Source organism: Metallosphaera sp. D4-4 (assembly GCF_046245145.1).
Lineage (GTDB): Archaea > Thermoproteota > Thermoprotei_A > Sulfolobales > Sulfolobaceae > Metallosphaera > Metallosphaera sedula.
Genome location: NZ_CP176412.1, coordinates 315,664 through 341,796, shown reverse-complemented (window position 1 = coordinate 341,796; position 26,133 = coordinate 315,664). Strand labels below are relative to the sequence as shown.

The window sequence follows — 26,133 nt, the reverse complement described above, 5'->3', positions numbered from 1 at the left end:
GATGGAGAAAAAACTACTGATCGCAGTACTGATACCACCTGCTGTAATTATCGCTTATTCGCTCTATTTTCATATTGACTTCGTGAATGTGCTAAAAACCATGGATCCTGTGCTCCTTGCTCTCTTCGTGGCAACCTACCTGGTGCAACTCCTGATCCTCGCAATACGCGATTCTAGGATCACCAAGGTACCTTACTTCACCGCGTTCAAGGCCAGGTTGCTGGGTAACGCTGTTGGGCTAGTAATTCCAGGATGGGCAGGCCAAGACTTGGCGAGAGCCTCAGTATATTCCAGGTATAACCAAGACCTGGTTAAGTCCTTCGCCCTTTCCCTATCTGAGGCCTTCTATGACGTCGTGATAGGCTCCCTCATGTTTCTGGTACTAGTAGAGATAAGGGCCTCTCCTGTGGACTTCATCTATATCCTTGCCACCCTAGGTAACGTAGTGGGGTGGGTCGCGGGAACAGGATACGTGATCTTCACCTCTAAGAAGGTGGTGAAGGCAGAGGAGAGATTGATCAAGCTCATGAGACTTGAGAACTACTACTCCCTTCTTCAAAAGGGAAAGGACATGGTTAAGGAGGCAACAACTAAGGAGGCCTTGATCGTGAATTCGCTCCTCACTCTTCTAGGCTACCTGGTTCAGTCAGTTGCATTTTACTACATAGTCCCCTCTTTTCCTCTAGATGTTCTAGTTAACATGACCTACTTTGCAGCTTCCCTAATTCCAGTGCCGGCCAGTTCAGGTTTCGCTGAATTGGGGCTCTCGATCTACTTCATTCCGAGGGTTGTGGTGGCGCTTAGAATCTTGGAACTCATAGATTACTCCCTCGGTTTCCTCCTCATAAGGGAGATAAGCCTTAAAGACCTTAAAAGGCAATTTGATGAGATTAGATCATATGGAAAACTTTCTGAGAGACCCAGCTCCTGAGGAGGCATCCAGATTAATCCCCTCGATCTACTCAAGAAGAAGCTTATGTATTAGGGGACCTTTTGACCCTGATTTCGCCATTTTCTCTTCCTTGATCTCTAAGTACTTCAAGGGAGAGATTGGGGTGAGCTTTTCGTCCTCGTGCGACGTTACCTTAGAGAAGAGGGATACTGGTAGCTTCTTGATGTTGAATGGAAACGAAGTTTACGTTGGCTTCTCCTCATTCACGTCTCTTCTTCCCTTGACTATTGACGACCTTGTTCCCATGTTGGCCGGGATCTCCTCAGACTTGATCCTATACAGGAGGAGGCCGAGCCCCTGGGAGGAGAACTTACTCACCAAGGCTCAGGATCTGGGAGTTACGGAGGAGAAGTCCCTGAAAATCCCAGGTTACAGGGAAATCCCACTGTTCCTTTCCCTTTCCTATTCCCTTGACCCCTACATTCCCGAGATCTCAGGTAACAGAGAAAATTCCCTGAAGTTGGTTAAGGACATCGGGGGAAACGAGTTCACAAAGCTGGGAGAACTCGACGAGTCGCAGTTGAACACCCTCGTATTTAGGCTGATCTCTCTCCTGGTGAAGTTGAACCCCAAGATTGACAGGGACGAACTGGTGGTGAAGAGGTACTTCTTTCACAGCTACGATTTTCTAGAGTTAGGTCTCGTGTCCATATACCTTTTGGATAAACTCGGTTATCCCGGACTTTTCGATTTGGCACTTAACCCTTCCCTTTTCGGTGCATCCCTGGAGCTCTACAGGGAAAGCCTCAGCCACGGTTTCTCGCTGGATGTGGTTGAGGAGAAGAATCGTTACCTAGTTAATACTTCCCTGGGTTCCCCAATGCTGGCTCATGTTATACTTAGGCAACTTGGTAAGAAGGGAAAGCCAGTGTATGTTAATGATGGGAACAGGGTTTTTACCTCTAGGTTCTTTGGAAATATGGAGGAAGTTGATTCAAAGGATAAGGCTTGAAATTTCCACGGAGAATCCGAGCGAGATACTTAACGCAATTCAGGTTGATAACGTGGAACTGCCAGAGGGAATGACCATTAAGATGAAGGAGAACGAAAAAGGTGTTGAAATAATTGTGGAAATGAGGTACACCGATCCAAGGTCAATACTCACCCTCAGGAACACGGTGGATGAGATATTGGAACACGTGGAAATGTTGGAGAGGGTTCTGAAGAGCGATTCGAAGTTATAACGATTTTCAGGCTTATTTTCAGGATAGATAGCACGGTTTGATAATTAAAAACTTCCAATTGTTTAAGGAGACTAACAAGAAATCTTTTACCCAAACCGGAGTACTAGATGTCTAATACGAAGTAACCATGCGTAATGTAGAAACATAGAAATTATTGTTACGTCAACTTATAACTATCACCACGATATTTCGAACTTATATATTACGTGAAATCTGCATGAACAAATAAATAAGAATCTCAGTAAACGTGATTTTGCGATCTCATGCTCATAATAAACAAGTATTTACCAATCCCTAAACAGACGGACTCGGAGTTTTGGACAATAGACAGGCTAGAGCATATAAGGCAACTTGCACTTACAGGTGAACCGTATCAGATCTTCACCAGCAGAAGGAACAATTTGAGGATACTGGACAGGGTTGAGTTTAGGGTCGCTGAGACCAAGATAACAAGGGAGCCCTCAGCAGACACCAGGGTCTCCTTCAGCGGAATATCTATGTCCTCACCCCTATACCTAGGCGACATGTCGTACGGAGCCCTCAGTGGAACCCCTAACATTGCCATTGCGGAGGCGGCTGACATCACAGGTACGCTCGCTGGAACCGGAGAGGGCGGACTTCATCCAGAGGTAGCGAAACACAAGAGAATATTTGTTCAATGGGCCTCAGCTAGGTTCGGGGTAGATGTTGACGTTCTAAACGCTGGGCTGGGGGTAGTAATAAAGATAGGCCAGGGGGCCAAGCCGGGGATTGGCGGACATTTACCCGGAAGTAAGGTAACCGAGCCGATTTCCAAGACCAGGAGGATCCCCGTTGGGATGGACGCGATCTCGCCAGCCCCACATCACGACATTTACTCCATAGAGGACCTGGGACAGAGAATTGAGGCGCTAAAGGAGTTAACGGGCAAGCCTGTCTTCGTAAAGGTAGCAGCGACTAACTACATACCCTACGTGGTCTCAGGAATTGCCAGGATGAAAGCGGACGGAGTCATAATTGACGGTCACGGAGCGGGAACAGGAGCCACTCCTGCAGTGATACGGGACAACGTTGGGATACCCATAGAGTTGGCCGTATCTTCGGCAGACTCTGTCCTAAAGAGGGAAGGTCTAAGGGACAACTTCACTATCATTGCTGCTGGAAGAGTGGGAGATGCAACAGACGCAGCGAAGCTGATTGCGCTAGGAGCAGACGTAGTGAGCGTTGGAACTGGAGCTTTGATTGCCATGGGTTGCGTCATGGTCCATAAGTGTCACATAGGGTCGTGTCCCACTGCACTAACTAACAAGATAGATGGCACGAGGATAATGGAGACCGAGTTTGGAACTAAGATGCTCGTCAACTTCGTGAGGGGATTCTCCCTGGAGCTTGCGAACATTCTAGATAACCTTAATCTGTCCTCTGTCTCACAACTTAAGGGTAGAAGGGATCTACTTTACGGTTATGGGCTATCCAGGGACACCCTGGAGATTCTTGGAATCCGGGGAGAGGTTGAGGAGCTGAACCCCAAGTTAGGTGAACTTTGGACCAGGAGAAGAAAGAACGCCCTTCATGACCTCATAAACAAGGGAGAGCCATCACTCACCAGCATGGGTAGCACCGCACCACCTGACGTTGAGAAACCAGCTAGGATCCTCGACTGGCTTAGGTCCGACGGCGCACAGGTTACCAGGCCGTCCATTGACCCCTATAGGGAGGATATTGATACTAGTTTCCTTCTTAAGGGAGGTGAGCTTTACCTGTCACTGCCCGTAATTTTTGACGTGAGCAACTCACCGTTGGAGTATACTCAGGCCTTTGCCTGGGCTTCACTTGCCCTGGGAACCCTGGTCTTCTCAGTGGAGACCATTCGTCAATTTGAGGAAGTCTCGCTTTCCTCAGACGGAAAGGGAATTGCTACCTGGTCCACGAAACCCTCACTGGGCAACTACTTCATCCCGGAAGACCTCGAGGAGATGGAGGAACTGGCTAATGAGGGTGAGGTCCCGGGTTTCATCCTAGATGAGGATATCATGGGGGAGGACATAGAGCTTGTGATATCGGATGCGGACCTCAGGCTTAAGGAAGCTGGAGTAAGGAATAGGTATGACCTAATAGCCAAGTCCTCAAGGCTCAGGGACTCCTCGGACGTGTTCAAGCTTGTGGCCCTTGGCGCAGATTCCGTGATCATGCCCTACAGCGTTCTCGAGGTGGCCATAGGAGAAGGAAGTAAGGGAAACCTAAAGGAGAGAGCCTTTAACCTGATCTCGGGAATGAGGAAGGAGATCGCGCTGTTGGCTGGATCAGCGGGAATTTACAGCATTCAGTCAAGCTTAACTGGAAACAGGGAACTCCTGAGGGCGGTGAACCTGAACTCCTACGTCGCTAGGAGAATAAGAGTGAGGCAGGCTGGTTCGCTATGATCTCGCCATCGGGTTGTGGAGTTTTCGGGGTTCTGAGGAAACCACACGCCCCTAAGATACAGGGAGATTCCGTGGTAAGATCCATAGACGCTGTAAGCTATAGGGGAAGCGATAAGGGGGCAGGGTTTGCTGTATTTAACCTGGAGGAGGGCAACTACTACTACCTAAAGGCGTTCTTCCTAGATGACCCCGGAAAGATGAGGATAGCGATGGAGAGCCAAGGTCTTCAGGTGATAGAGGAGAGCATCGAGGCCGAGGATAGAGGGGTATGCAGTTGTAGCTATAAGGTTTCCATCGGGAACATAGCCCAGTTAAGGAAGGCAGTGAGGAACCTCAACGAGATGCTATGGCCAGAGAGGAAGGGTAGGATATACAGCATGGGTAAATCCCTTCAGGTGTTCAAGGGAGTCGGCTATCCCAAGGATATAGCCAAGATATATGACGTAAACAAGTACGAGGGAGATATGTGGTTGGCCCACACAAGACAGCCAACCAACTCCCCAGGTAGTTATCCCTATTGGTCTCACCCCTTCTCCTCCTTTGATGTGGCCATCGTTCACAACGGTGACGTTAGCTCCTTCGGTGCCAACCTGGAGTTCCTTCAATCCAGGGGATGGGGAGGTTTCGTGGGGACGGACAGTGAGGTCATGGCGTTCCTCTTCGAGGAGTTGATCAGCGAAGGTCTCACTGTGGAAGAAGTTGCAAAGATCCTGGTTAATCCTTCCAGGAGGACCAGTGCCATATCCCCGCATCATGATTACCTTTATAGGAACGCGAGACTCGATGGACCCTTCACTGCGGTGATTGGGTATGACTCTGGGGATGACCTATATCTTGTGGGTTTGGCCGATAGATCCAAGTTCAGGCCTGTGTTGATTGGCGAGGACGATTACTACTACTATATTGCGAGCGAGGAAAGTCAGATAAGACTCATGAGTCGCGAGGCGAGAGTTTGGACCCTCAGCCCCGGATCTTACTTCATTGCTTCCTTAAGGAAAGGGATACTTAGTCATGGGAGAGAGCTAGAGGAGATAAGGAATTTCTCTCCTCCTCCTACCTTTGTTTCCCCAAATTATGATATAGACGCTACTGCAATTGGTTACAAAGACCTGGACAAGGAAATTCTTAGGACTGGGAAGAAGGAGGTCAAGGTTGTAAACGTCCTGGGACACAGGTTCATTGGTATAAAGTTTCCCAGGGGAGGGCTTAAGGTCAGGTTATATGGGGTTGTGGGAAACGCAATGGCTAACCTCAACGAGAACAACGAATTCTACGTTTACGGTAACGTTGCAGACGACTGTTGTGACACCATGCATGGGGGAAAGGTGGTGATTACCGGGGACGCAAGGGACGTTCTCGCGCAAACTCTTCAGGGAGGGAAAGTTTTCGTTGGCGGAAATGCGGGCAACAGGGTCGGCATACAGATGCGTGAATACGCCAACAAGAGACCCTACCTGGTGATAGGTGGAAGGGTGGATGACTATCTTGGGGAATACATGGCAGGAGGGGTGATCATGGTTCTTGGAATGAGGGAGAAGGGTGAAAAAACGGGCAACTTCGTGGGAACAGGAATGGTTGGGGGAAAGATATACGTACGTGGTAGGGTAGACCCTGGAAGGATAGGGATGCAACCCAATAGGCTAGAGGTCATGAGACTTCTAAAGGCACTCGCCATGGAGGGTTACGTGCACGACGTGGACTATAACATGTCATATATTGACGTGATGAAAAAATTGGAGGGCGAAGCTAAGAAGTACGCCAAGAGGCTTTTCGAGGAAAAGGTGGGAATACCGACTTACGAGTACAGGGAGTTGAGTGACTCGGAGTTTAAGGAAGTTGAGCCTATCATAAGGGAGTACGATCAAGATCTAGGTACAAGAGCTACTGAACTTTTGAGCGAGAAATTCACCGTTATTTACCCGTCCAAGGAGAAATAAGTCAACGTGCTTAGCGTAGAAAAGCATAAATATTATCCTTCTCTTTACCTTTTTGCGAAGGGCCTGACACTGCTATGTAGCAGGGTGTGAAGGCCTTAAGCAATCCATGTGCGGCCGTAGTCTAGCCTGGTTAGGACGCTGGCCTTCCAAGCCAGAAGTCCCGGGTTCAAATCCCGGCGGTCGCACCATTCAGGATCCCATATACAATCTTAATTATATTAAGTTTCAATTATATTACCTAGGAGTTTAACAAGGTAAATGCAGCGTTAGACCATATTTGTAAAAAACATAATATCTGCGTGAGTTAGGTGAGCTCCATGGATAGGCTTAGACTGATGTGGCTCATCATAGTCGTCGGAAATATTGCAGACGTGATCATATCATGGTTTGGTTGGCCCACTGAACTTCGGAATACCGATATCTATATTTTTGATCATAATCTTGTTTTTAACATGTACATCAATTACATATTTGATTACGGTGGGGATAGCATATCCTTCTTTCAATTGTTGATCCTTCTTATCTCTCTTAAAATCCTACTAATCGTCATGATATACTGGTTTACTAAATTAGCGGATAAGCTAAGGGTAAGCCACATGAAGTGGGTTATGTTACTCCCATTCGTGTTGATAACATTAGGTGTAGATGTTTATGATGTCTTGTCCCTGACCAGCCTCGTTTTGGGCTCTTTATAAAATCTCTTAGTTTCCCCCCTTCAATGAAGTACAAATCCCCTATATCAATACCAATTCTAACATTATTTTCAATAACAATACTGGTGCCATCTGTTATTACTAATGCCGATACAGATTACCCTAACACATATGTAGTGGCATTCTATCCTGCCAACCCGCCAAGTAGTTACACAAGTTTTTCAACAATATTTGACGCACTGCCATTCATAAATACTGAGGGCTATAATTATACTGGATTAGTTATATCTGCGTTTCAATATGATAAAAATAGCATATATTATGGTAAAACTCTAGTAGGTTATTGGCTAACAGATGTAGGATATCAAGAAGGTATAACTACAAACAATTATCAGTAGGTCAAACATGCCAATATTCAGGACTTAAATCCATTTTTTAATTTATAAAGAATATTGCCAAAACGTTTTTTATTTCTTTAAGGGCAATCCTTTTTTAGGTGGCATAAAACAGTGACTACAACTACGATGTATCCAATAAATGGTACGCCTTTCGGGCCTGTGTACTTGCCGCCTGGGACGTTTATTCCGGCAAATAGTTCTTCAACAGTACTATTATCCCCACCCCCACCACCATGGTATATAGCCTTTTTGCCAGAAATCGTAATAGGAATAGTCGTAATAGGTGCCATATCCTTCTTAGTATTTAGAGGTAAGTTTAAGTTCTTAAGAAAGGCAAGGGGCTCTTTATAAATTTCCCCTTTTCCCACCTAGTGGTGACAACAATCAGATGCACGTATCGCTTGGGAATGCATGGCCTAATAATGGTGAATACGACTATTCCTATAACTTCTATCTGCCATCATCCGGTCTATCATTCACCGCACTATAAGGAATAACTTTTTCCCTTTTCTTTTTCCTATTCTCTTGATGACTGTATCTAACACGAGTTATTATAACATCACAAAAGTACCATTCCAACCTGGAAATATTAATGTAACAATAGGGCCAGACACTACCACGTTCATTGGCCCACCGGAACCCCTATGGGTTCAAACGATGCACACGATTATTTTCTTCGTTATTTTCTTCTTACCAGAAATAACTCTCGCATTAGCTATACTGAGTTTGATATTTACTTTCCGTAAATCACCAAAAGTGAAGGCAATAACAAGGTATTTCCCTAAGTTCAGGAGCAAGTCAAAGGGCTCTTTATAAATTTCCCCTTTCCCAGTCCAATGAAAAGAGAGTTGACAATTACCTTACTCTTCTAATGGTGATCTCGGCGTGATCCCCTACTACATCCCCCTTAAATAGATACCTAGGAGCATTCTTGAGAAGTTGATGTGTGCAAAGTATCCTGTCCTGATCAGCGACTAGCGAAAGTACATCTCCTGGTTTCATTGCAACTAATACCTTGGATATTTCAACCATGAATTCGTCGCATGATTTTCCCCTTAAATCTAACGAGAACGTCTGTGGCATAGGAAACTTATCTTAGAGTCCTTTTTAAATGTTGATAAAAATCGTTAACAAGCTCTCATAATTAAATGAAACTTTATAAAAAGAAAATAGTTACCGTTCTCCGCATACACTGTTTTCTTTTAATATTGCGGTTATCCCTATTCCCTTAAGCCAACTCACCACAAATCTTCCATACTTGGCATCAATACCTACTTCGTCTAGGCTGATACAGCCTTCCTCTGTTACCTTGGCTACTATCACATCCCTAAGTCCCTCAAGTAGTTGGAAGAGAGCTGAGACTGACTGGAAATCCGCTACTATCTCATCTATATCATTTATTACGCTAATGAAAGAGTACACTCTCCTTACTATCTCACATGTGGGAAGGTTTCCATTCACTGTGAAAGTTAAGTCCTCAATTACCTTTGCGTACTCCTTAGACTCGGGAAGTCCGATTTTTCTCAACTCATCCTTCCTAGAGGAAAGATACTCGAAGTACTTTTTCAGTAAGTTGACGTTCTCGTTAGAGAGGCTTACAATCTGACTTAGCTTGTCCATGGAGAACGTCTCAATTATGACCTGGTTAAGTTTACGTGAGAGAGCGATCTTTTCGTCACTAAATGGGTTCATCTTCAATTCCCTTACTGCATCCGCCTGCATGGCTAAGCATTCTTCCGCACTCCGTCTCATCGTCTCATTGCCAACAACTTCAGAGACCTTTTCCAATGACTTGAAGTCGGTAACCAACAGCCTCGTGTATTTTCCTCCCAGGGTTTTCTCTAAGCCTTCTACTATCTGGTTTATTCTACTCGTGGTTAGATACACGTTCCTGTCTATTGTGTTCAGTATCCTGATGACAGTGTTTACATCCTGCTCTGTGAGCCTTAGAGAGGGCGGTATCTGAATCTCCTCTGCGTTAACTCCAAGTTTCCTTATTCCGGTTACGACATTATTGTAATCTATAACTATCTTAAAGATCGCGTCATTGAGAGACTTATCTACGTTGTTTGATACTTCCAGAAAGTTTCTATATGCCTCGGCTATACATTCCGAAGTAGAGCAGGAGTTCATCTTGGCCATTTCAGCCTTGAGTTGGGACTCCATTTCGCTGAGTACTGTAATTAGCTCAACTGGCAGATTGGCTGACCCACCCTTAATGTTGTTAATCAACATGATCTTCTGTTCTACCTGTGAAATTACCTCATTTTTCTCCTTCTGAAGTATACTCTTAGCCTGGGATGAAGACATTAGGTGGTTCAGAGTGGCAGGAAGAGCATTCACAAGTAGGCCTAAAAGTGAAGCTATTATAGTATTGATCGAGAGAAATCCATACCCAAGGGCAAGTGCTATCCCTGGATAGAGAGGGATAATTCCTAGAACACTTAGTATGCTTCCCCTCGTAAAGAGTATGGAAGCTACAATAAGGAGAATGAAACCAACTATTGGATAAACGAGAGACACTGGCTCCGATAGTATGCCAGTATAATTCTCTACAGCCTTCAATACTAGAGAATATAGTACAGGTATGGCAGAGAGCACGTTACTTTTGGGATCTCTACCTTTTTCTGATATACCAGTGGCCACAAGGAAAGGAGAGATGAAAACCCCCAAAAGCGACTCTGAGGTTAAAAAGCCCTGAAGGGAGGTGAACTTTACCTCAACTATAATCGGTATAACGAATAGCAGGATCAACATAATCCCAAACGTCTCTATCGTCGTGGGAGTTATTGTGTTGGTCTGACCAAGAATCATCCCACTGAAATTGTAACTTACCACGTATAGTAGAGTTATGGCAGGGGCGAGAATGTAAGGTAAAAGCGCAGATAAGATGATGACGACTCCCTCCTCAAAATAGAAGAAAGAATGAAGGTTCAGTGCGTTGGAAATAAGGTAGAAGACGAAGGTATTTAGAATTGTTATGCCTATTCTTTCAACTATATCATTAAAAGTTACAGTGCTGAGCCCTAGAATTCTAAGCATAAGACCTTCTCTCTTTGCTAATACATTATTGATATAAATTTATTATGTGTGTAAAGATCACCTACATGAAGGGATAAAAAGGGACAATATTATCTCTGGGGTTGTATGGATGGGGATTCGGCGTTAATTAGATGGTCTGCATGGGGAATCCTCCTATTCTAGTGACAGGTATAATGATCAATTCCTAACCTTCAGGTAGAACATGTTCCCAAAAATTGAGAGCGTGATACGATTTTTATTAAATTCACTGATTAAACCTAAGAACCCATAAAAGGAAAAAATAAAAGTGATTAGCAAGTAAGTATTGCTATGAGTTCTTCCATATCTTTCAAAAAATTCGAATTGCCTCCACTACCCTATAAGGTAGATGCACTGGAACCATACATAAGTAAGGATATAATCGACGTTCACTATAACGGCCATCACAAGGGATATGTGACGGGAGCCAACACATTCATGGAAAGGTTCAACAAGGTTATAAAGGGAGAGCTACAGAGCGGGCAATACGACGTTCAGGGTCTAATGAGAGGAATAGTATTCAACATAAATGGTCATAAGCTTCACGCCTTGTATTGGGACAACATGGCCCCCGCTGGTAAGGGAGGCGGACAGCCAGGCGGTGCCCTCGCTGATCTCATTGTGAAGCAGTACGGGAGCTATGACAGGTTCAAGCAAGTTTTCACTGAGACTGCGAACTCGTTACCAGGCACAGGTTGGACTGTCCTTTACTACGACACTGAGAACGGTAACCTTGAGATCATGACCTTTGAGAACCACTTCATGAACCACATTGCAGAACTTCCGATCCTCCTGATCCTAGACGAGTTCGAACATGCCTACTACCTGCAATACAAGAACAAGAGGGCAGACTACGTAACTAACTGGTGGAACGTGGTAAACTGGGATTACGCTGAGAAGAAGTTGCAGAAATATCTCAAGTAAATCGATTCATTTATTTTCTTTCATCTATCAACAATATCATGGTTTCTGCTATTATTCTAGCTGGAGGATGGGCCACTAGGTTAAGGCCTTTGAGTTTGACAAAGCCAAAGTCCCTCTTTCCAGTTCTCGGGAAGCCTATAATTGATTATACGCTCGATGCACTAGAAAGGGCCGACATCAAGGACGTATATATCTCCTTAAGGGTAATGGCTGATAACATCATTAAACATGTGGAGAGGGGAGGGAAGAAGGTCACCTTTGTTGTGGAGGAGGAACCACTTGGCGACTTAGGACCCCTGAAATACATCTCTGAAAAATATACCTTAGACGACGAGGTTCTAGTGATCTACGGTGACGTGTACATGGAGGTGGACTTCAAGGAGATCCTCTCGCTTCACAGGAGTAATGAGTGCGGTGCAACTATCATGTCAGCTGAGGTGGAGGACCCCCAGAGGTACGGGGTCCTCTACACGGAGGGGGATAGGCTAATCCAGATCGTGGAGAAACCTTCGAACCCCCTTTCCAAACAGATTAATGCAGGAGTTTACGTCTTTGACAAGAAGCTTTTCTCGATAATAAACGGAAAGTCGATCGCAAGGCATTTCCTTCCCAAAGTCTTACAACAGAGTTGCGTCTCAGTTTATAGGTATCAGGGAGTTTGGGCAGACATCGGGATACCGGCGGATTATCTCAAGTTAAACTTTGATCTCCTGAGGAGGAAATATCCCCGTGGCTTTATCTCGGATAAGGCTAAGGTGAGCGAGAAAGCCGAGTTAACTCCTCCCTATTTTATAATGGAGGATGCAAAGGTGGGAGAGGTATACTTGGACTCTAACGCAATACTAGGAAAAGGTTCAGTAGTGGGCAATGGATCATACGTAGGGGAGAGTCTACTCATGGATAGGGTTGTGGTAGGAGAGAACTCATTTCTGAAGAACGTTATCGTGGGAGACAATAGTAAGATAGGGAAATGGAACCACATCAGGGAGAGGACTATCCTAGGAGAGGAAGTAGTTACGGGAGATGGAGTACTTCTAAATAGGGGAACAATAATCTTACCATATAAGGAAGTCTCAGATCCAGTTTACAAGGAGGGCAAGATAATTCTATGATATTATCCGAAATGTTGGAGGAACTCTCATACGAGCTCAAGAGGAGGAGGGTAGTAAACCTATGCGTAGGTCCCTCCTACACCGGAGTTCTCCTTGATGATCAGAGCATGGGCATCTCAATTACCTTGACCGACGGAGAAGTGGAAGAGGCAGGGGAGTTACAGGGAAAGAGCGCCTATGACGTCGCAAATAATTTTGACTCTCCCATGAGGAGGAGCATCTCCACCGCGGTCATGAATGCGTTAAGTCCTGCTGATCTTAGAAGCGGAGACCCACTTCAGCTATTTCAAGGAGGAAAACTGTGCATGTTTGGCTATTCTCCCCAGGTTAAGGTTGAGGGATTCACCGAGGTAGTCTCGTATGATTTCTCTCCCCAACCGGTTCCCGGAAGTAGACCCTTCTCTGAGTTTAGGGGTGAGGTATGTACCACAGCAGTGATCTTCGGCTCGTCATTAGTTCTGAACAACATCGAGAAGATCATCAAGAACGTTAAGGCAGACCACCTTATTATGAACGGGGCCTCGTCAGTGATGGCGTTGGGAACTCTCAAGAAGTATGGGTTTGAGGCAGTTGGAAAGCTCGTACCGGTGGACAGGAACAGAGCCTTCAGGACAATCTGCGAAGGTGGAAACGCGAGGCAGCTAGCGAGATTCCTGGAAAGAGTTCACGTAACTCTCTAGTCCTCTAGGCCAAGACCACTAAATTCCTCTAGTTTTTCTGCGCATTTGTCCCCTTGCTTGAACCTGCAGTTCACTCCCTTGTTCAACATGACCCTCACGTCCTCATAGTTTCCAGGTATTGAGGTTAGGATTCCATGGTTAAGCCTGAGAAGGGAGTGGGCAATTCTTGCGCTTACCCCAAGAAAGTCACTCCTGACACTGGCTATCCCCAATGCCTTGATCGCCATCTTTCTGGTTTCCTCATCTCCTGTGGCTTGCCAAAGGGCAGAGAGGAAGATCGCAATCTCAGCGTTGGCAAGTGGCTCCAGATATGTTATTGAGGTCAAAGGATCCTTAGGAACGGTATCCCTGAATCCCTTTTCGGTCTCAAGCTCCCGTTTCACGTAATCTCTAATCTTGATTGCCTGTTCCAGGTACTCATCCTTCCCTTCCCTAAGGTAACTCATTAGGAACGCATATCCCACAATAGCCTCATCTATCAGGAGTCCCCAATTCTCCTTTTTGGAACTCCTGAAAACCTTTCCATCCTTCACGTACTCCTCTAATTTTGAGGGCTCTCCCTTAATCGTTTTCACTGCCTCATAAATGGCGAACTCTCCCTTTAGATCTCCGCCTCCTAGAAGATAGGATGCAACCTCGTCCATTGGTGACAGGAATTTCTCGATCGTGGAATATCTTTTCTCGACCCTGGAGATAGTCTTTATCATCTCTATTACCCTGAAGTCAGCTTTCTGTTGATCTATTACCTTGTTCACAGTATCGAAGATTGAGGCCTCGGAGGGCTCCAATGGCTCAGGTGTGTACTCGGGTATCTTGACGGGGCGAATTTTCTTGGTTTCGAAGGAGTTAAGCATGTCCTTTAGGGAAGTCATCATGTAATCCACGTTATTGGACTCAATTATCCCTACCAGTTCAATGTTGGGCGTAAGCACCGATAGACAGGGTATAACGCCTCGCGTTATCCTTATGAGATAGTCTGGGTACTCCTCTGGATCAACCTTGAGTATCATGACCCTTCTCTCCAGTGCCGTTCCCTTAATCTTCCCTGAAATTGTGTCCTCCTTGTCCAGAAGAACGCCAATCAACTTACCGTAGAACTTAGCGTCCGAAAGTAACCTATCGTTTAACACCATGACCTACCGTAACTTTTATTTTAATTTAAAATGTATCTATGCAGATGAGCAGACCGGAAACCAAGTGGACGTGCGATATCTGTAAAAACAAGATATACTGGGATGAGCTTTTTACCTTCACGAGCAAGAAAGCAGTCGTTCACTACACCTGTTTCAGGGATAAGGCCTCGAAGACAGCTAAGATAGAGCCAGCTCAACTGGAGATAGTTCTTGACATGCTTGAGGACGAGCTAAGGGATATCACGATTTACAAGCAGAAGATTAACGTGGTAAAGGAAGAGGAGATAAAGAAGGTATTAGAGCAGGCAGAGAAGGATGCAGAGAAGAATTCAGCACTACTCACTAGGGTTGTGGAGAAGTTTAGCGGAGTGACTGAGTGAGAAAGTCATATCTAAATGGATTCTTTAAAGGTAGTACCTGGTATCAGGGAATAATATCTATTTCTTTTCTAGATAGATAATAGGTCAAATGATAAGTAGGGCCCTTCCATTTAAAGTAAGGTTGGTGGCGTACAACCCACAGGGAGAGAAAGTTGTTGCGATAGCAGCTAAAATGAGCAGGTCGAGACACGGCTGGGAGCACCACGAGGACATGTCTCAAGAGGAGATTGAAACGTGGATTCGTGATTCAATCATCCACGGATACTGGTCAGTTCTGGAGCACTCGGTCTACACTTTCTCCATAGAGGGCATATCTAGGGTAGCCTCACACCAATTTGTGAGGCATAGGATAGCATCCTACACCCAGATGTCGCATCGTTTCGCTAAGCCAAAGGACGAATTCTATAGGCCCGTTGTACCACCTAGCTTCAAGTCACCCGAGGCATTCGAAAAGGTATACCAGGAGTACCTTCGTGTCCTAGAGTCGGGGGTACCTGAGGAAGACGCTAGGTATGTCCTACCAAACGGCGTCAACACTAACCTAGTGGTTACGATGAACGCAAGGGAGCTCTACAACTTCTTTGGACTCAGGTTATGTACTAGGGCACAGTGGGAGATTAGGGCAGTGGCCTGGCTCATGCTGGACGAGGTGAAGAAGGTCCACCCCCTGCTCTTTAAGTTCGCAGGGCCCAATTGCATTCTTCACGAAAACTTCGTGAGGCCTGAGGACGATCCCGTTACCCTTGACCAGGAGAAGGAGCTGGTCTCATCGAGATGCATCGAGGGAGTCCCGAGAAACGGAGTCTGGAAGTGTATAAGAAACTCTCGCATGATTCTAGAAAAAATAAAGTAAACCTACATCTGCACAATTCTAGTTTTTTAAAATATATAAGCATAGTTCGATTGTCAAAAGCAAATATTTTATACTCCTTCTAGTCTATCTAACACTGCATGACCTACACTCAGGCAGTGTTATCCTTCGGTTTGCCCTTCATCTTAGTTCTTTTGGGGGCATATGGTACGTATAAACTCCTAGAGCTAGTTATGCCTAGAAACCCGAATCCTTTGAAGACTGCCAGGTTCGAGGCAGGTAATATTCCCACGGGAGAAGGTAGGCTGTGGTTTCCTCTTCAGTATTATGGTTACCTTCTCGTGTACACGACGCTCGAGCCCATAGTAGTTTTACTCTTTGTGGCCGCAGCGGTTCCATTCTACAATAACTTCACCCTATTTAGGAACCTCTTGATAGTTGTGGGATCCTTCCTAGTTTTAATGTATCCAGTCCTTTACTATGCCATAAGGCAGATCAACATGATTACTTATTGGGGGTTGAGAAGGTGAGCGAGAAACCCATAGACCTAGTGGTGAAGCTCCTTCAGGAGCGGAAAATACCCCTGAAGGTTGAGGGCGACACAAGGGGTTCCATTGAGGTAGATAAGTCGAAACTCGTGGAAACTGCGAAAGTCTTAAAGGAGCTTGGCTTCGACCACGTCAAGGCAGTGACCGGTATTGATTACCCCGATCAAGCCAAGTTCCAGGTGGTTTACCACGTTTCCTCCTTTGACCTTCAACTTTCCAAGGTGATCATTGCGCTCAAGACTTGGACCTCATACAAGGAACCGGTGGTCCCGAGCCTTCTCTCTGTTTGGGGAAGTGTGTGGACCGGGGAAAGGGAAACCTACGAAATGTTGGGGATAACCTTCGAGGGAAATCCAGACATGAGGAGGTTATTCCTACCTGAGGACTTCGAAGGGGTTTACCCCCTGAGAAAGAGTTTCAAGGTTAAGACGGAGGGGTTGTTCGTTGACAAGTCAAGTTGATGATTTAATGAAAAGTGGCGGGATGGAGCTGGACATAGTCCCCGTCACTGGAGAACTCAATGTGGGGCCTCAACATCCAGGATCAGGGCACATGAGAATTTTCGTTAAGCTCAATGGAGATATTATAGAGGACGCGGAAATTGACCCTGGGTACGTGCACAGGGCTGTTGAGAAACTGGGAGAGAACAGGAACTACATTCATTTGATCCCGCTCGTGGAAAGGCCTGCAATCCTTGATTCAGTTAATATGAACCTTGGATACATCCTCGCGGTCGAGAAGATACTTAACGTTGACGTTCCGGAGAGGGCACAATACCTGAGGAGCTTTGCCGCAGAGATAAGCAGGATAGCAAGTCACCTGTACGGCATGGGTATCCTGGCCATCTTCATTGGGCATTCCACAGGTTTCATGTGGGGGTTCGGCGATAGGGAAGTTTGGGTTCAGATTCTTGAGGCGCTGACGGGTGCAAGGATAACTAACTCCTACATCCTTCCAGGGGGAGTCAGAAGGGATCTGACCCCAGCCGTCATAGAGATGACCAAGAAGGCCATTGCATACCAACGTAAGAAGATGAAGGATTGGGAGAGGATTTTCCTAAATAACCCCAACATTAAGGCAAGGTTACAGGACGTTGGTGTTATGACACGGGAACAGGCTATTGAGTGGGGAGCTGCTGGACCAAACCTCAGAGGCTCTGGGGTTTACTACGACGCTAGAAAGGCCGAGCCCTATGGCGCTTATTCCAAGCTAGACTTTGAAATACCGGTTTATAAGGAAGGAGATGGTTACGCAAGGACCCTGGTCAGGTTTGAGGAAATTGAACAGAGCCTGAGAATACTGGAGCAGGTGATAAAGGATATTCCTGAAGGACAAATCCTGAGCGATAGGTTCTTCAAGCAAATTCCGCCCACCAGGTTGAAAAAGTGGTGGGAAGGACAAAAGAGGATCGTTATGCCAGGTTATTACGCCTCCTTCAGGCCGCCTAAGGGTGAGGCGATTTCAAGGGTTGAGGCAGGGAGAGGCGAACTCGTGTATTACGTGGTGAGCGACGGCTCAGCTAAACCCTATAGGTTGAGGATGATAACTCCGTCATACAGGTCAATATACGTGATGAAGAATCTCCTGAAAGGGGCTAGATACGCGGATCTGGTCTCGATTTACGGTAGCCTAGACTATTTCCCACCGGAGGCTGATAGATAATGAATATTCTATTCGATATCAGATATTATATTCTCTACCCATCATTTTTCGCTCCAATAATTCTTCCAGGGTTAATTTTCACTGCTATACTCCTCCTTACAACTATCTGGTTTGAGAGAAAGGCTGCTGCGAGGGTTCAAATGAGGATTGGTCCCTATTACGCTTCCAAGAGACTGGGAGGGTACCTTCAGTTGGTCGCTGATGCTCTGAAATTCGTGTTCTCAGAGGTTATAGTGCCCGAGGGAGTTAACCCAACCCTGTTCGCGCTGACGCCAGTGCTCGTTGTGGCCATGTCCTTTCTCCCCCTTGCAGTGATACCAGTGTCAGTGATCCCACCTTCTGGTTCAATCTTCTCGATCTATTTCCACGACTTCTACGATCCCAACGTGGGGTTAGGAGTTTTGGTGGGTCTATTTACCCAGTATAACATGCTATTAATCCTGGCAATAGAGTCCATTTATCCAGCGATGATCATCCTAATGGCCTGGAGTACCAACAATAGGTTTGCCATAGTTGGGGCAGTCAGAGAATCCTACCTTTCCGTGTCCTATGACGTGCTTTTGCTCATGTCCACCATATCCATGGCCCTGGAGTATCATACGCTGGATCTAGTGAAGATAGTTCAGACGGGGGTACCCGGAATTCTTGCCAATCCTCTTGCAGCAGTGACCTTCTTCATTGCAATGATAATCGGTAGTGCGAGGTTCCCCTTTGATATAGCTGAGGCCGATACTGAGCTCGTTCTTGGACCAGCGACGGAGTACAGCGGTCTCCTCTTTGTGTTAACCATGGCAGGCTCCTACGTGGGGAACTTTGTGTACGCCCTGGTGTTTACTGACATGTTCCTATGGGGCTGGTACCCGCTTTCAGGATTCCCAGGAGCCCTTCTCACGGTTATTAAGGCTTCAATTCTCGTGTTTTTCTCGGTGTTCCTCAGGTCAGTCTACGGGAGGTATAGATTGGATCAGGCCCTTAGGGGAAGCTGGAAATATATATTCCCCTTGGCCATAGCCTCCCTATTTCTAGGTTTAGTGGTGGGTTACCTATGGATTCAGTAAAAATAAAGGAATACAAAAAGGGAGAGTCTCCATTTAACGTGGTCTCCGGGCATCTTCAGGCCGTTGGGGCTGGGATAAAGTATTTCGTTAAGCCCCAGCGGATAACCCTGAAGTACCCGGACGAGTCAATGTCCCTTCCCACAGGTTACAGGGGAATGATAAGGCTGTACAAGGACGTGTGCATTGGCTGTACCCTGTGTGCCATGGTGTGTCCCGCGGATGCCATGAAGATGGTCACGGACCAGGGGAAGAAATTCCCCACAATCAACTACGGTAGGTGCGTTTTCTGTGCCTTCTGCGTGGACATTTGTCCCGTGGACGCACTTAAGGAGACAGGGGTACATGATGCTGCCTTCTCTAACAGAAGGGAGCTGATATTCAATCCAGAGAGATTTGACCAAGACTTCGATCAACCTCCCCTGCGACCTGTGGTGAGGAAAGTAAAGGCGGTAATAGATGAGGACAAGGGGATAAAGTATGTACCTGACACAGAGTGACTTTCAGATAGGGATATTCTTCCTTTTCTCCATCTTCGCCCTGGCTACAGCTCTCTTCATCGTGAACTCAAAGAACGTGTTCTATTCCGCGGTGTCCCTAGCCTTTCTGGGGATATCTGTGGCCGTGTTGATAGCAGATCTGGACCCTGAGGCCTACTCCCTTTACTCGGCTTTTCACCTCCTCCTTTACGTTGGGGCAACCGTGGTGTTCCTCTCGATCTCTCTGGTAATGTTCAGGGGGCTAGAGGTCAAGGAAATTAGAACTCCTTGGGCTCCTGCAATGGCCCTCCTATCGGCTGTAGCTTTCTTCGCCGTTCTAGTTCTCTCCACCAGCTCCATCACTCCAGTTCAGATACAACCCCTCAATCTAGCAGTGGTAGGTGAGAAAATAGTGTCGCAGTATTGGTTCCCTGCAGTGGTACTCGTGATAGCTTTGCTCACAACAATGATTGAGGCGCTTTCCCTAGCAAGGAGGGATTAACATGAATCCCATTGTTGTGGATACGGCTCTAGTTGTGGCTAGTCTTCTGGTGGCAATCGGGATATACGGACTTCTGAACAGCAAGAACGTGATAAGGGTTCTTCTGTCCTCCGAGATCATCCTTAACGCCTCAATTCTTCTAATCTTTTCCATGTCTTCCCTAGCTGGGAAGTCATATACACCTCTCATTTTTTCCGTGTTTGCCATAGGTATGGCCCTCACAGAGGTCGTGGTAGCTTTCGCTTCCATTATCCTGTATTATAGGCAAAAGGGTTCGTTGGAGGTGGATTAAATGCTAGGTATTTACCTCTTGGTAGCTTCACTCGTGCTCTCCTCCCTCGTGTTTTTCATCAAGGACAAGAAGTCCTCTACAACTCTCACGGGAATAGCGATAGCGCTCAACGGCTATTTCCTGTTCAGGAGGGGACTATTTGAGAACTTCTTCGTGGCCAAGACCATTGGCTCCTTTGGATTGACGGTGACGGATCTGAACTTCCCCTTCGTGATTACCATACTTGCGGTAACCCTGCTCACCATACCCTACTCCTTGAGGTATATGGAGGAAAGATTCCACGAACTTGGTTCAGGAAACTGGGGTCTTTTCTTCGGGCTCTACTCTCTGTTCTCCGTCTCAATGCTCTACACTGTGTTGTCCACTAACCTCTTAGAAATTTACATTTTCCTGGAGATAGCCCTCGTGACGTCCTTCCTCCTCATCATGCTCTACGGATATGGAGACAGGAGGAGAATAAGCCTGCTTTACTTCATTTGGACCCACGTGGGTACGGTGCTTTTGCTCGCGTCGGTGATAGTGATAGGCCTAGAGACCGGTAGCATGGACGTTTACTCCGCGTTGAACGTGTTTCACGATTACTCTACCGTGGGGTACGCCGTTGCCATCTTCCTCCTTGCGGTTATAGGAATGATGGTGAAGGGAGCTCAGGCTGGAGTTAACGTGTGGTTACCATATGCCCACGGCGAGGCTCCAACTCCCATTTCCGTGTTACTTAGTCCCAACATGGTGGGACTTGGCGTCTTCGTGGTTATCCTTTACTTCTACATGTTCCCCGGGATGTCGTTCCTTGCCCCAATCTTCGTGGGTTGGGCCTTACTCACCATGATTTACGGTGGAATTAATGCGTTGGCTCAAAGGGACTTCAAGAGGTTCCTGGCGTACTCAAGCGTCTCGCAAATGGGTTACATGATGCTGGGGGCGGGAGTTGCGTTCCTGATGGGGTTACCCCTGACCTTAGTTTCGCTCCCACTTGGGATAATTGCCTCAGCGTTGATTTACGTATCCCACGGCTTCGGAAAGGCTCTCCTCTTCATGAGCGCTGGGGCTAACATAACTGAGGCCCACGAGAGGGATATAGAGAAGTTGGGAGGACTGTACCAGACCTCTCCCCTTCATACTACTCTTTCATTCCTGGGACTACTGAACATACTTGGTCTTCCTCCTACTGTAGGGCTTATCAGCGAAGTCCTTCTCCTGTTTGCGACTGGAGAACTGGTGCAGAAGGTGGGTATATCCTGGTTCTTGGTAGTCGTGGTGGCGTTGTTCATTGCAATTGGGCTCTCCTCAGCTTACGCCACCTATCTCTTTAAGAAGGTCTACGCTGGGAAACCCCAAAATCCAGTTTCGCTGGACAAGATAGCGGAGTATAGCGTACCCATGCTCATCTTGGCGGGGCTTAGCGTTGTCCTCTTCTTCTTCCCTCAAGTCAGTGTGGAGTCCCTAGTTAACTTTATCCAGTCCGTGTCAGGACAGGACATCTACCTACCGCTAATAGTTTTCCTTCCAGCTTTGGGTTCGCTTCTAGCCCTTATCACCACGTCCAAGTTAAGCAGAGATGTGAGGGGATGGATTGTTAACATCATGTTAGGTATTAGCATGATCCTAGCCTGGTTAAACCTTGGGTCCACCTTGCTGGTTAATAGGACCTTCTTCGTTCCATCACAATTTTACACCATGTTTGGTTACCTTTCCTTTAGCTCCTCACTCCTTCAGTCAATACTGGCAGTTTTCGTGTCTACTCTGTCGTTCTTCATTGGTATTTACAGTGTCGGATACATGAGAGAGGATAACGTGTTAAGGAGATATTGGGGGTTCTTCGGATTCTTCGTGAGCTCCATGCTCGCTGTGGTTCTTTCCAATAATATTCTCCTCTTCATGGCCGGTTGGGAGGGTACTAGTCTTGCGTCCTACGGTCTAATTAGTTACTGGCTTGATGACAACGAGAAGAACGTGGTAGGTGATAAGGGTAGGTTTGTGTTCAACATGGAGTTCCTTTCGAAGCCTACAACCTCTGGAATCAGGGCAATGATATTCACGAGGGTAGGCGATGTGGGCCTCCTACTTGGCCTTGGGTATCTGGTGTATTTAACCTCGACCTCCACGCTCACTGGATCCACCATGCTCTTTACGCAAGTTGGATCCCTGCCAGGTGTTTTCCAGGTACTCGGTGAGATGGCGACCCTCCCCTTCGGGTTGACTATGCTGATTCTACTTTTCCTGGGAGGCCTCTCAAAGAGCGCCCAGTTCCCCTTCACTCAATGGTTGGTGACAGCCATGACAGGTCCAACGCCTGTTAGTGCCTTAATCCACGCGGCCACCATGGTCAATCTAGGGGCGATGTTCACATTCCTTACCTATCCTTACCTTGCGTTCCAAGCTAACAGTCAAGACGTGGGAACTCTTCTCACTTTCTTCTCGGTAATGGCAGGGATTTCCCTGTTCACAGCCCTTTACACCAGCCTCAATGCCCTGGTGTCAAACGAGCAGAAAGTAGTTCTAGCCAACTCAACTGCGGATCAGATATCACTCATGATTTTCGCGTCCTCCATGGGAGGTGTGCTAGCCATCCTGGATGGTAACCTCATTCTCCTGTTCTCTGGGATAGCAATTGGGTTAATCCAGATGATAGCTCATGGTATCTACAAGGCAAGCCTGTTCATGAACGCTGGTAGCGTGATCCATTACACGGAATCGAGATACATGGGCACGGTATCAGGACTATACAGGGAATTAAAGTGGGTCTTTATTCTTCAGCTAATAGCTGCCCTCAACCTCGCTAACGTGCCTCCTCTAGTGGGTTTCTGGGCTCACTCCTATATCTCAACCCTAACCTCGGCAAGCGCTCCGCTAAACACGTTCTATCTCTTCCTGGAGTTTCTGGGAGCAATATATATTGTAAGGTACGTGATGAAAACCTTCCTGTGGAAGGGAGAGACCCACGAAGAGGAGAAGGGACATGTTTACCCAGAGATGCTTATATCTCCCACTATCCTAGTGCTGGCGTCTATTGGCTTGGGTGCTTCAATCTCCCTCCTATCAGGGTTTATGGCATCTCACTTCTTCGCGGTAGGATTTGGCTTCGATTTTGTAGAGTTGGGACTTTCCCTTGTCGGTATAGTCATCGCGGTCGCGTTGTATCTTTCACCTAGGGACTTTGCCAGATATGCGGGATTAAGGCCTCTCATTAACTTCCTCTACTATGGATGGTACATCTACCCTGCCCTAGATAGGTTGGGCGTCTCGTTGTACAGGGGTGCATTGGCCACATATAGGGCCCTCGAGTATGGAACAATCGACATGGGACTTAATGTGAAGCTTCCGTCAGTCCTGATATCTGCTGGCAACAAGTACTTCAAGGACATTCAGACTGGGTTACTCAGGGATTACGTCGGACTTTACGTGGGTGGGTTGATCCTCTTGATGGTCATAGTCCTACTTGTGTTCGGGGTGATCTAATGAACCTACTTCTTTACCTTCCTGTTGTAATCCCCTCTATCCTTATCCTTTTCTCCTCCCTAACTGTGCTCTTCATGGACAAGGATGACAGGGGATATCAAGCTTCCGTGGGTCTCACTGCTGGGACTCTCCTTGTATCATTGGCTATCCTTGGCATATCCCTAGTTCTAAAGTTGTATGGCTACTCAATATTCACAGGATCCCTATACCTAGACGTTCCTGGCTATCTTCTTTCCATCGTGACCCTGGTCGGCACGCTAATAGCCCTAGCAGGGTTAGGAGGGCATATGAGGGACTGGAAAACTAGATCTTCCATGTTATCCCTCATGATGCTTACTGACCTTGGCGTAATCTACATGTCCTTCGCCTATGACGTACTCATAATACTTACGGGATGGGCAATCTCCTCGGCTGCAACTTACGCCATAACTATGTTGAGAAAGGACAGGAAGTCCGTGGATGCAGGAATAAAATACCTGATCCTAGGACTAGTTTCCTCCTCATTCATGATACTAGGTTTCGCAGCTTATGTTGTGGCAACGGGAACATTGTCACTCGCCTATTCCTCGTTGAGTTACCCAGACCTCCTAGTTCTGGGCATAGCACTTCTTTCAATGTCATTCCTATTCAAGATCGGAGCCTTCCCCTTCCAGGGCTGGTTACCCGACGTTTATACCATGGCTGATAGGGGCTCGATCTCCTTCGTGTCCAGTGTAGGGAAACTCGTGGGCATAGTTCCACTTCTCAGGATACTCACGTTAGGTGACCCGAGCTATGAGGAGGAAATAGCTGTGATCGCGTTATTTGTAACCATCTCAATCCTTAGTATGATCGTGGGTAACATTGTAGCGTACTCTAGGAGCGACGTAGCCTCAATTCTGTCCTTCAGTAGTATTGCCCAGGTTGGGTTCATTCTCATTGGTTTCGCCGTGATCCAGGTCAACACGGCGTTGGCTGAGGCTGGAATATTTACCCAAATACTTGCATATGTAATTGCGCAGGCAGGTTTGTTCAACTTCCTTGGTCACCTTGAGAAGCTCACTGGTACCACCAACTTAGAGGGACTTAGGGGGTTAGCCAAGGGAGATAGGGCATTGGCTGCTTCCTCCTCTATACTTCTCTTGAGTTTACTTGGAATCCCACCAATCCTTGGCTTCTGGGGGAAACTCTTCCTGTTCGAGTCCGCCTACTCTCTCCCATGGCTAGTGGTCATCGCCGTGATCAACAGCGCAGCTTCCGCAGGTTACTATATACCTGTCATTAGGGAGATGTTCAGGGAAGGATCTGTGAAGGTTGTGAAATCGGGCGAGAGGGACAGTGTTATAATTGCTGCAGTTCTGAGTATTGTAGTGGGAATATTGGCTCCCCTGGTGTTGGTGGTGTTCGGTTGATAAGAGTTGGCATAGTGGGCGTAGGAAACGTTGCTTCCTCCCTTGTTCAGGGCGTGGAATACGTTAAGCAAGGAGGACGCGTGCCAGGAATACTTGACCTAGAGTATAGGCCAGAGGAAATTGATATTGTTACTGCCTTTGACATTGATGCGAGAAAAGTGGGTAAGAAGCTGTCCCAGGCTATCTTTGAGAAACCTAACGTCGTGGAAAAGTACGTGGATGTGAGGTCTGACGTTGTCGTGCTTAGGGGACCTACCCTGGACGGGACTGAGGGAATACTGGGTAAGGTGATTGAGGAGTCCAAGGAGAGGCCAGTGGACGTTAAATCCGTTCTCAGGGAGAACAAGGTAGACGTGGTTGTTAACCTTCTTCCCACGGGGGTTGAGAGGGCGAGCGAGTACTACGCAGTTAACTCGCTGGAGGCAGGCTCTTCCCTAGTTAATGCCTCGCCTGCTCCTCTAGTGGAGAGGTTTGAGGAGAAGTTCAAATCCGCTGGTTTACCTCTCCTAGGTGACGACCTCATAAGCCAGATAGGTGGAACTGCTCTTCACGCAGGTATAATCAACTTCCTTACCGAGAGGGGGGTAAAGGTAACTAGGTCCTATCAGATTGATATCTCAGGAACCACTGAGACTCTCGTGACCCTAGAGGATTCCAGAAAGGAACTCAAGAAGAGGATAAAGTCATCATACATCTCCAGCCAGCAAGATGGAGTTGAAGTGGTTGCTGGAACTTCCGACTACGTAGAATTTCTAGGGGATAGAAGGGTAAGTTACATGGTGATAGAGGGAGAATATGCCCTAGGTGCTAAGGTAAGGATTGACGTTTCCATGAAGAGCTTGGATGGGCCTAACGCTGTGGCACCTCTCCTCGACCTGATTAGGCTCGCAAAGCTGTTGAAGGATAGGGGTATAGGTGGATCTCCTCCTCAGATATGCTCCCATTACTTTAAGGGGTACCACGGAAAAGTAGGTGGAGATACTAGGGCTAGTCTCATCAATTTCATTCAAGCCCTGAAGTGATGAGTGAACCCCGGCCTGATATGTGATGGTTTCCGTGTGAGGTCTGATCTCGCCTCTACGCTCTAGAGAGACAAGAGCTTTTTCTTTCACGACGTTC

General features: G+C 46.8%; 26 protein-coding genes, 1 tRNA gene and 1 pseudogene. 24 read left to right on the top strand and 4 right to left on the bottom strand.

Annotated elements, in window-relative coordinates; genetic code table 11:
• The first annotated feature begins 1 nt into the window (after position 1).
• From ACI49J_RS02025 to ACI49J_RS01985, 9 genes and pseudogenes are all read left to right on the top strand, one after another.
• On the top strand, positions 2 to 931 hold the full coding sequence (locus ACI49J_RS02025) for a lysylphosphatidylglycerol synthase domain-containing protein (RefSeq protein WP_012021808.1): 930 nt from the start codon (positions 2 to 4) through the stop codon (positions 929 to 931).
• A complete protein-coding gene (locus ACI49J_RS02020; RefSeq protein ID WP_012021809.1) occupies positions 900 to 1,904 on the top strand; it encodes a hypothetical protein in 1,005 nt (334 codons plus the stop codon). The genes ACI49J_RS02025 and ACI49J_RS02020 overlap by 32 nt, the downstream gene beginning before the upstream one ends.
• Positions 1,882 to 2,136, top strand: coding sequence for a KEOPS complex subunit Pcc1 (locus ACI49J_RS02015; protein WP_012021810.1), 255 nt, complete (start codon positions 1,882 to 1,884; stop codon positions 2,134 to 2,136). The genes ACI49J_RS02020 and ACI49J_RS02015 overlap by 23 nt, the downstream gene beginning before the upstream one ends.
• 263 nt (positions 2,137 to 2,399) lie before the next feature.
• The gene (locus ACI49J_RS02010) at positions 2,400 to 4,538 is read left to right on the top strand and encodes an FMN-binding glutamate synthase family protein (RefSeq protein ID WP_048806944.1); all 2,139 of its coding nucleotides are present in this window, start codon (positions 2,400 to 2,402) and stop codon (positions 4,536 to 4,538) included.
• Entirely contained in the window at positions 4,535 to 6,475 is a 1,941-nt protein-coding gene (locus tag ACI49J_RS02005) for a glutamate synthase (RefSeq protein ID WP_012021812.1), read from the top strand. The genes ACI49J_RS02010 and ACI49J_RS02005 overlap by 4 nt, the downstream gene beginning before the upstream one ends.
• Positions 6,476 to 6,585: 110 nt before the next feature.
• Positions 6,586 to 6,663 (top strand) — tRNA-Gly (locus tag ACI49J_RS02000).
• A 75-nt stretch (positions 6,664 to 6,738) separates the two neighbouring features.
• A pseudogene (locus ACI49J_RS01995) lies at positions 6,739 to 6,783 on the top strand (hypothetical protein); the annotation flags it as partial.
• Positions 6,784 to 6,792: 9 nt separating this feature from the next.
• Positions 6,793 to 7,170, top strand: a complete 378-nt coding sequence (locus tag ACI49J_RS01990) for a hypothetical protein (protein ID WP_048060159.1) — start codon at positions 6,793 to 6,795, stop codon at positions 7,168 to 7,170.
• 23 nt (positions 7,171 to 7,193) lie between these two features.
• On the top strand, positions 7,194 to 7,526 hold the full coding sequence (locus tag ACI49J_RS01985; protein ID WP_048060160.1) for a hypothetical protein: 333 nt from the start codon (positions 7,194 to 7,196) through the stop codon (positions 7,524 to 7,526).
• 77 nt (positions 7,527 to 7,603) lie between these two features.
• On the opposite strand, the gene ACI49J_RS01980 is transcribed toward ACI49J_RS01985, so the two are convergent.
• From ACI49J_RS01980 to ACI49J_RS01970, 3 genes are all read right to left on the bottom strand, one after another.
• Positions 7,604 to 7,894 (bottom strand): hypothetical protein, encoded by a 291-nt coding sequence (locus ACI49J_RS01980; RefSeq protein ID WP_048060161.1) that lies wholly within the window; start codon positions 7,892 to 7,894, stop codon positions 7,604 to 7,606.
• A gap of 487 nt (positions 7,895 to 8,381) precedes the next feature.
• Complete coding sequence (locus tag ACI49J_RS01975; RefSeq protein WP_012021814.1) at positions 8,382 to 8,609, bottom strand: hypothetical protein; 228 nt, start codon at positions 8,607 to 8,609, stop codon at positions 8,382 to 8,384.
• 90 nt (positions 8,610 to 8,699) lie between these two features.
• The gene (locus ACI49J_RS01970; RefSeq protein ID WP_012021815.1) at positions 8,700 to 10,568 is read right to left on the bottom strand and encodes a hypothetical protein; all 1,869 of its coding nucleotides are present in this window, start codon (positions 10,566 to 10,568) and stop codon (positions 8,700 to 8,702) included.
• Between the two features lie 309 nt (positions 10,569 to 10,877).
• Here ACI49J_RS01970 and ACI49J_RS01965 point away from each other — a divergent pair, with 309 nt between their 5' ends.
• From ACI49J_RS01965 to ACI49J_RS01955, 3 genes are read left to right on the top strand one after another with little or no spacing between them, the layout of a single operon-like run.
• Positions 10,878 to 11,510, top strand: a complete 633-nt coding sequence (locus ACI49J_RS01965) for a superoxide dismutase (protein WP_012021816.1) — start codon at positions 10,878 to 10,880, stop codon at positions 11,508 to 11,510.
• Positions 11,511 to 11,548: 38 nt separating this feature from the next.
• Positions 11,549 to 12,622, top strand: a complete 1,074-nt coding sequence (locus tag ACI49J_RS01960) for a sugar phosphate nucleotidyltransferase (RefSeq protein ID WP_012021817.1) — start codon at positions 11,549 to 11,551, stop codon at positions 12,620 to 12,622.
• Positions 12,619 to 13,302 carry a DUF364 domain-containing protein gene (locus tag ACI49J_RS01955; RefSeq protein WP_012021818.1) on the top strand — a complete coding sequence of 228 codons (684 nt, stop codon included), beginning with the start codon at positions 12,619 to 12,621 and terminating at the stop codon, positions 13,300 to 13,302. The genes ACI49J_RS01960 and ACI49J_RS01955 overlap by 4 nt, the downstream gene beginning before the upstream one ends.
• On the opposite strand, the gene ACI49J_RS01950 is transcribed toward ACI49J_RS01955, so the two are convergent.
• Entirely contained in the window at positions 13,299 to 14,435 is a 1,137-nt protein-coding gene (locus tag ACI49J_RS01950) for a hypothetical protein (RefSeq protein ID WP_048806945.1), read from the bottom strand. The two genes, ACI49J_RS01955 and ACI49J_RS01950, sit on opposite strands and share 4 nt — an antisense overlap.
• Before the next feature lie 44 nt (positions 14,436 to 14,479).
• Between ACI49J_RS01950 and ACI49J_RS01945 the strand changes: the two genes are divergently transcribed.
• The 12 genes from ACI49J_RS01945 (at position 14,480) to ACI49J_RS01890 (ending at position 26,036) form a co-directional block, all read left to right on the top strand.
• On the top strand, positions 14,480 to 14,815 hold the full coding sequence (locus tag ACI49J_RS01945) for a DUF2175 domain-containing protein (RefSeq protein ID WP_048060163.1): 336 nt from the start codon (positions 14,480 to 14,482) through the stop codon (positions 14,813 to 14,815).
• A gap of 88 nt (positions 14,816 to 14,903) precedes the next feature.
• A complete protein-coding gene (thyX, locus tag ACI49J_RS01940) occupies positions 14,904 to 15,668 on the top strand; it encodes an FAD-dependent thymidylate synthase (RefSeq protein ID WP_012021821.1) in 765 nt (254 codons plus the stop codon).
• A gap of 98 nt (positions 15,669 to 15,766) precedes the next feature.
• The gene (gene ndhC / locus ACI49J_RS01935; RefSeq protein ID WP_012021822.1) at positions 15,767 to 16,156 is read left to right on the top strand and encodes an NADH-quinone oxidoreductase subunit A; all 390 of its coding nucleotides are present in this window, start codon (positions 15,767 to 15,769) and stop codon (positions 16,154 to 16,156) included.
• The gene (locus ACI49J_RS01930) at positions 16,153 to 16,635 is read left to right on the top strand and encodes an NADH-quinone oxidoreductase subunit C (RefSeq protein WP_012021823.1); all 483 of its coding nucleotides are present in this window, start codon (positions 16,153 to 16,155) and stop codon (positions 16,633 to 16,635) included. Before ndhC ends, ACI49J_RS01930 begins: the two co-directional genes overlap by 4 nt.
• The gene (locus ACI49J_RS01925) at positions 16,619 to 17,836 is read left to right on the top strand and encodes an NADH-quinone oxidoreductase subunit D (protein ID WP_012021824.1); all 1,218 of its coding nucleotides are present in this window, start codon (positions 16,619 to 16,621) and stop codon (positions 17,834 to 17,836) included. The genes ACI49J_RS01930 and ACI49J_RS01925 overlap by 17 nt, the downstream gene beginning before the upstream one ends.
• Positions 17,836 to 18,894 carry an NADH-quinone oxidoreductase subunit NuoH gene (nuoH, locus tag ACI49J_RS01920; protein ID WP_012021825.1) on the top strand — a complete coding sequence of 353 codons (1,059 nt, stop codon included), beginning with the start codon at positions 17,836 to 17,838 and terminating at the stop codon, positions 18,892 to 18,894. The genes ACI49J_RS01925 and nuoH overlap by 1 nt, the downstream gene beginning before the upstream one ends.
• A complete protein-coding gene (nuoI, locus tag ACI49J_RS01915; RefSeq protein WP_012021826.1) occupies positions 18,882 to 19,391 on the top strand; it encodes an NADH-quinone oxidoreductase subunit NuoI in 510 nt (169 codons plus the stop codon). The genes nuoH and nuoI overlap by 13 nt, the downstream gene beginning before the upstream one ends.
• Positions 19,372 to 19,872, top strand: coding sequence for an NADH-quinone oxidoreductase subunit J (locus ACI49J_RS01910; protein ID WP_012021827.1), 501 nt, complete (start codon positions 19,372 to 19,374; stop codon positions 19,870 to 19,872). Before nuoI ends, ACI49J_RS01910 begins: the two co-directional genes overlap by 20 nt.
• 1 nt (position 19,873) lies before the next feature.
• On the top strand, positions 19,874 to 20,164 hold the full coding sequence (gene nuoK / locus ACI49J_RS01905) for an NADH-quinone oxidoreductase subunit NuoK (protein ID WP_012021828.1): 291 nt from the start codon (positions 19,874 to 19,876) through the stop codon (positions 20,162 to 20,164).
• A complete protein-coding gene (locus ACI49J_RS01900) occupies positions 20,165 to 23,623 on the top strand; it encodes a proton-conducting transporter membrane subunit (protein WP_012021829.1) in 3,459 nt (1,152 codons plus the stop codon).
• Positions 23,623 to 25,014 (top strand): NADH-quinone oxidoreductase subunit NuoN, encoded by a 1,392-nt coding sequence (gene nuoN, locus ACI49J_RS01895; RefSeq protein WP_012021830.1) that lies wholly within the window; start codon positions 23,623 to 23,625, stop codon positions 25,012 to 25,014. The genes ACI49J_RS01900 and nuoN overlap by 1 nt, the downstream gene beginning before the upstream one ends.
• Positions 25,011 to 26,036 carry an inositol-3-phosphate synthase gene (locus ACI49J_RS01890; protein ID WP_012021831.1) on the top strand — a complete coding sequence of 342 codons (1,026 nt, stop codon included), beginning with the start codon at positions 25,011 to 25,013 and terminating at the stop codon, positions 26,034 to 26,036. Before nuoN ends, ACI49J_RS01890 begins: the two co-directional genes overlap by 4 nt.
• Positions 26,037 to 26,133: the final 97 nt, after the last annotated feature.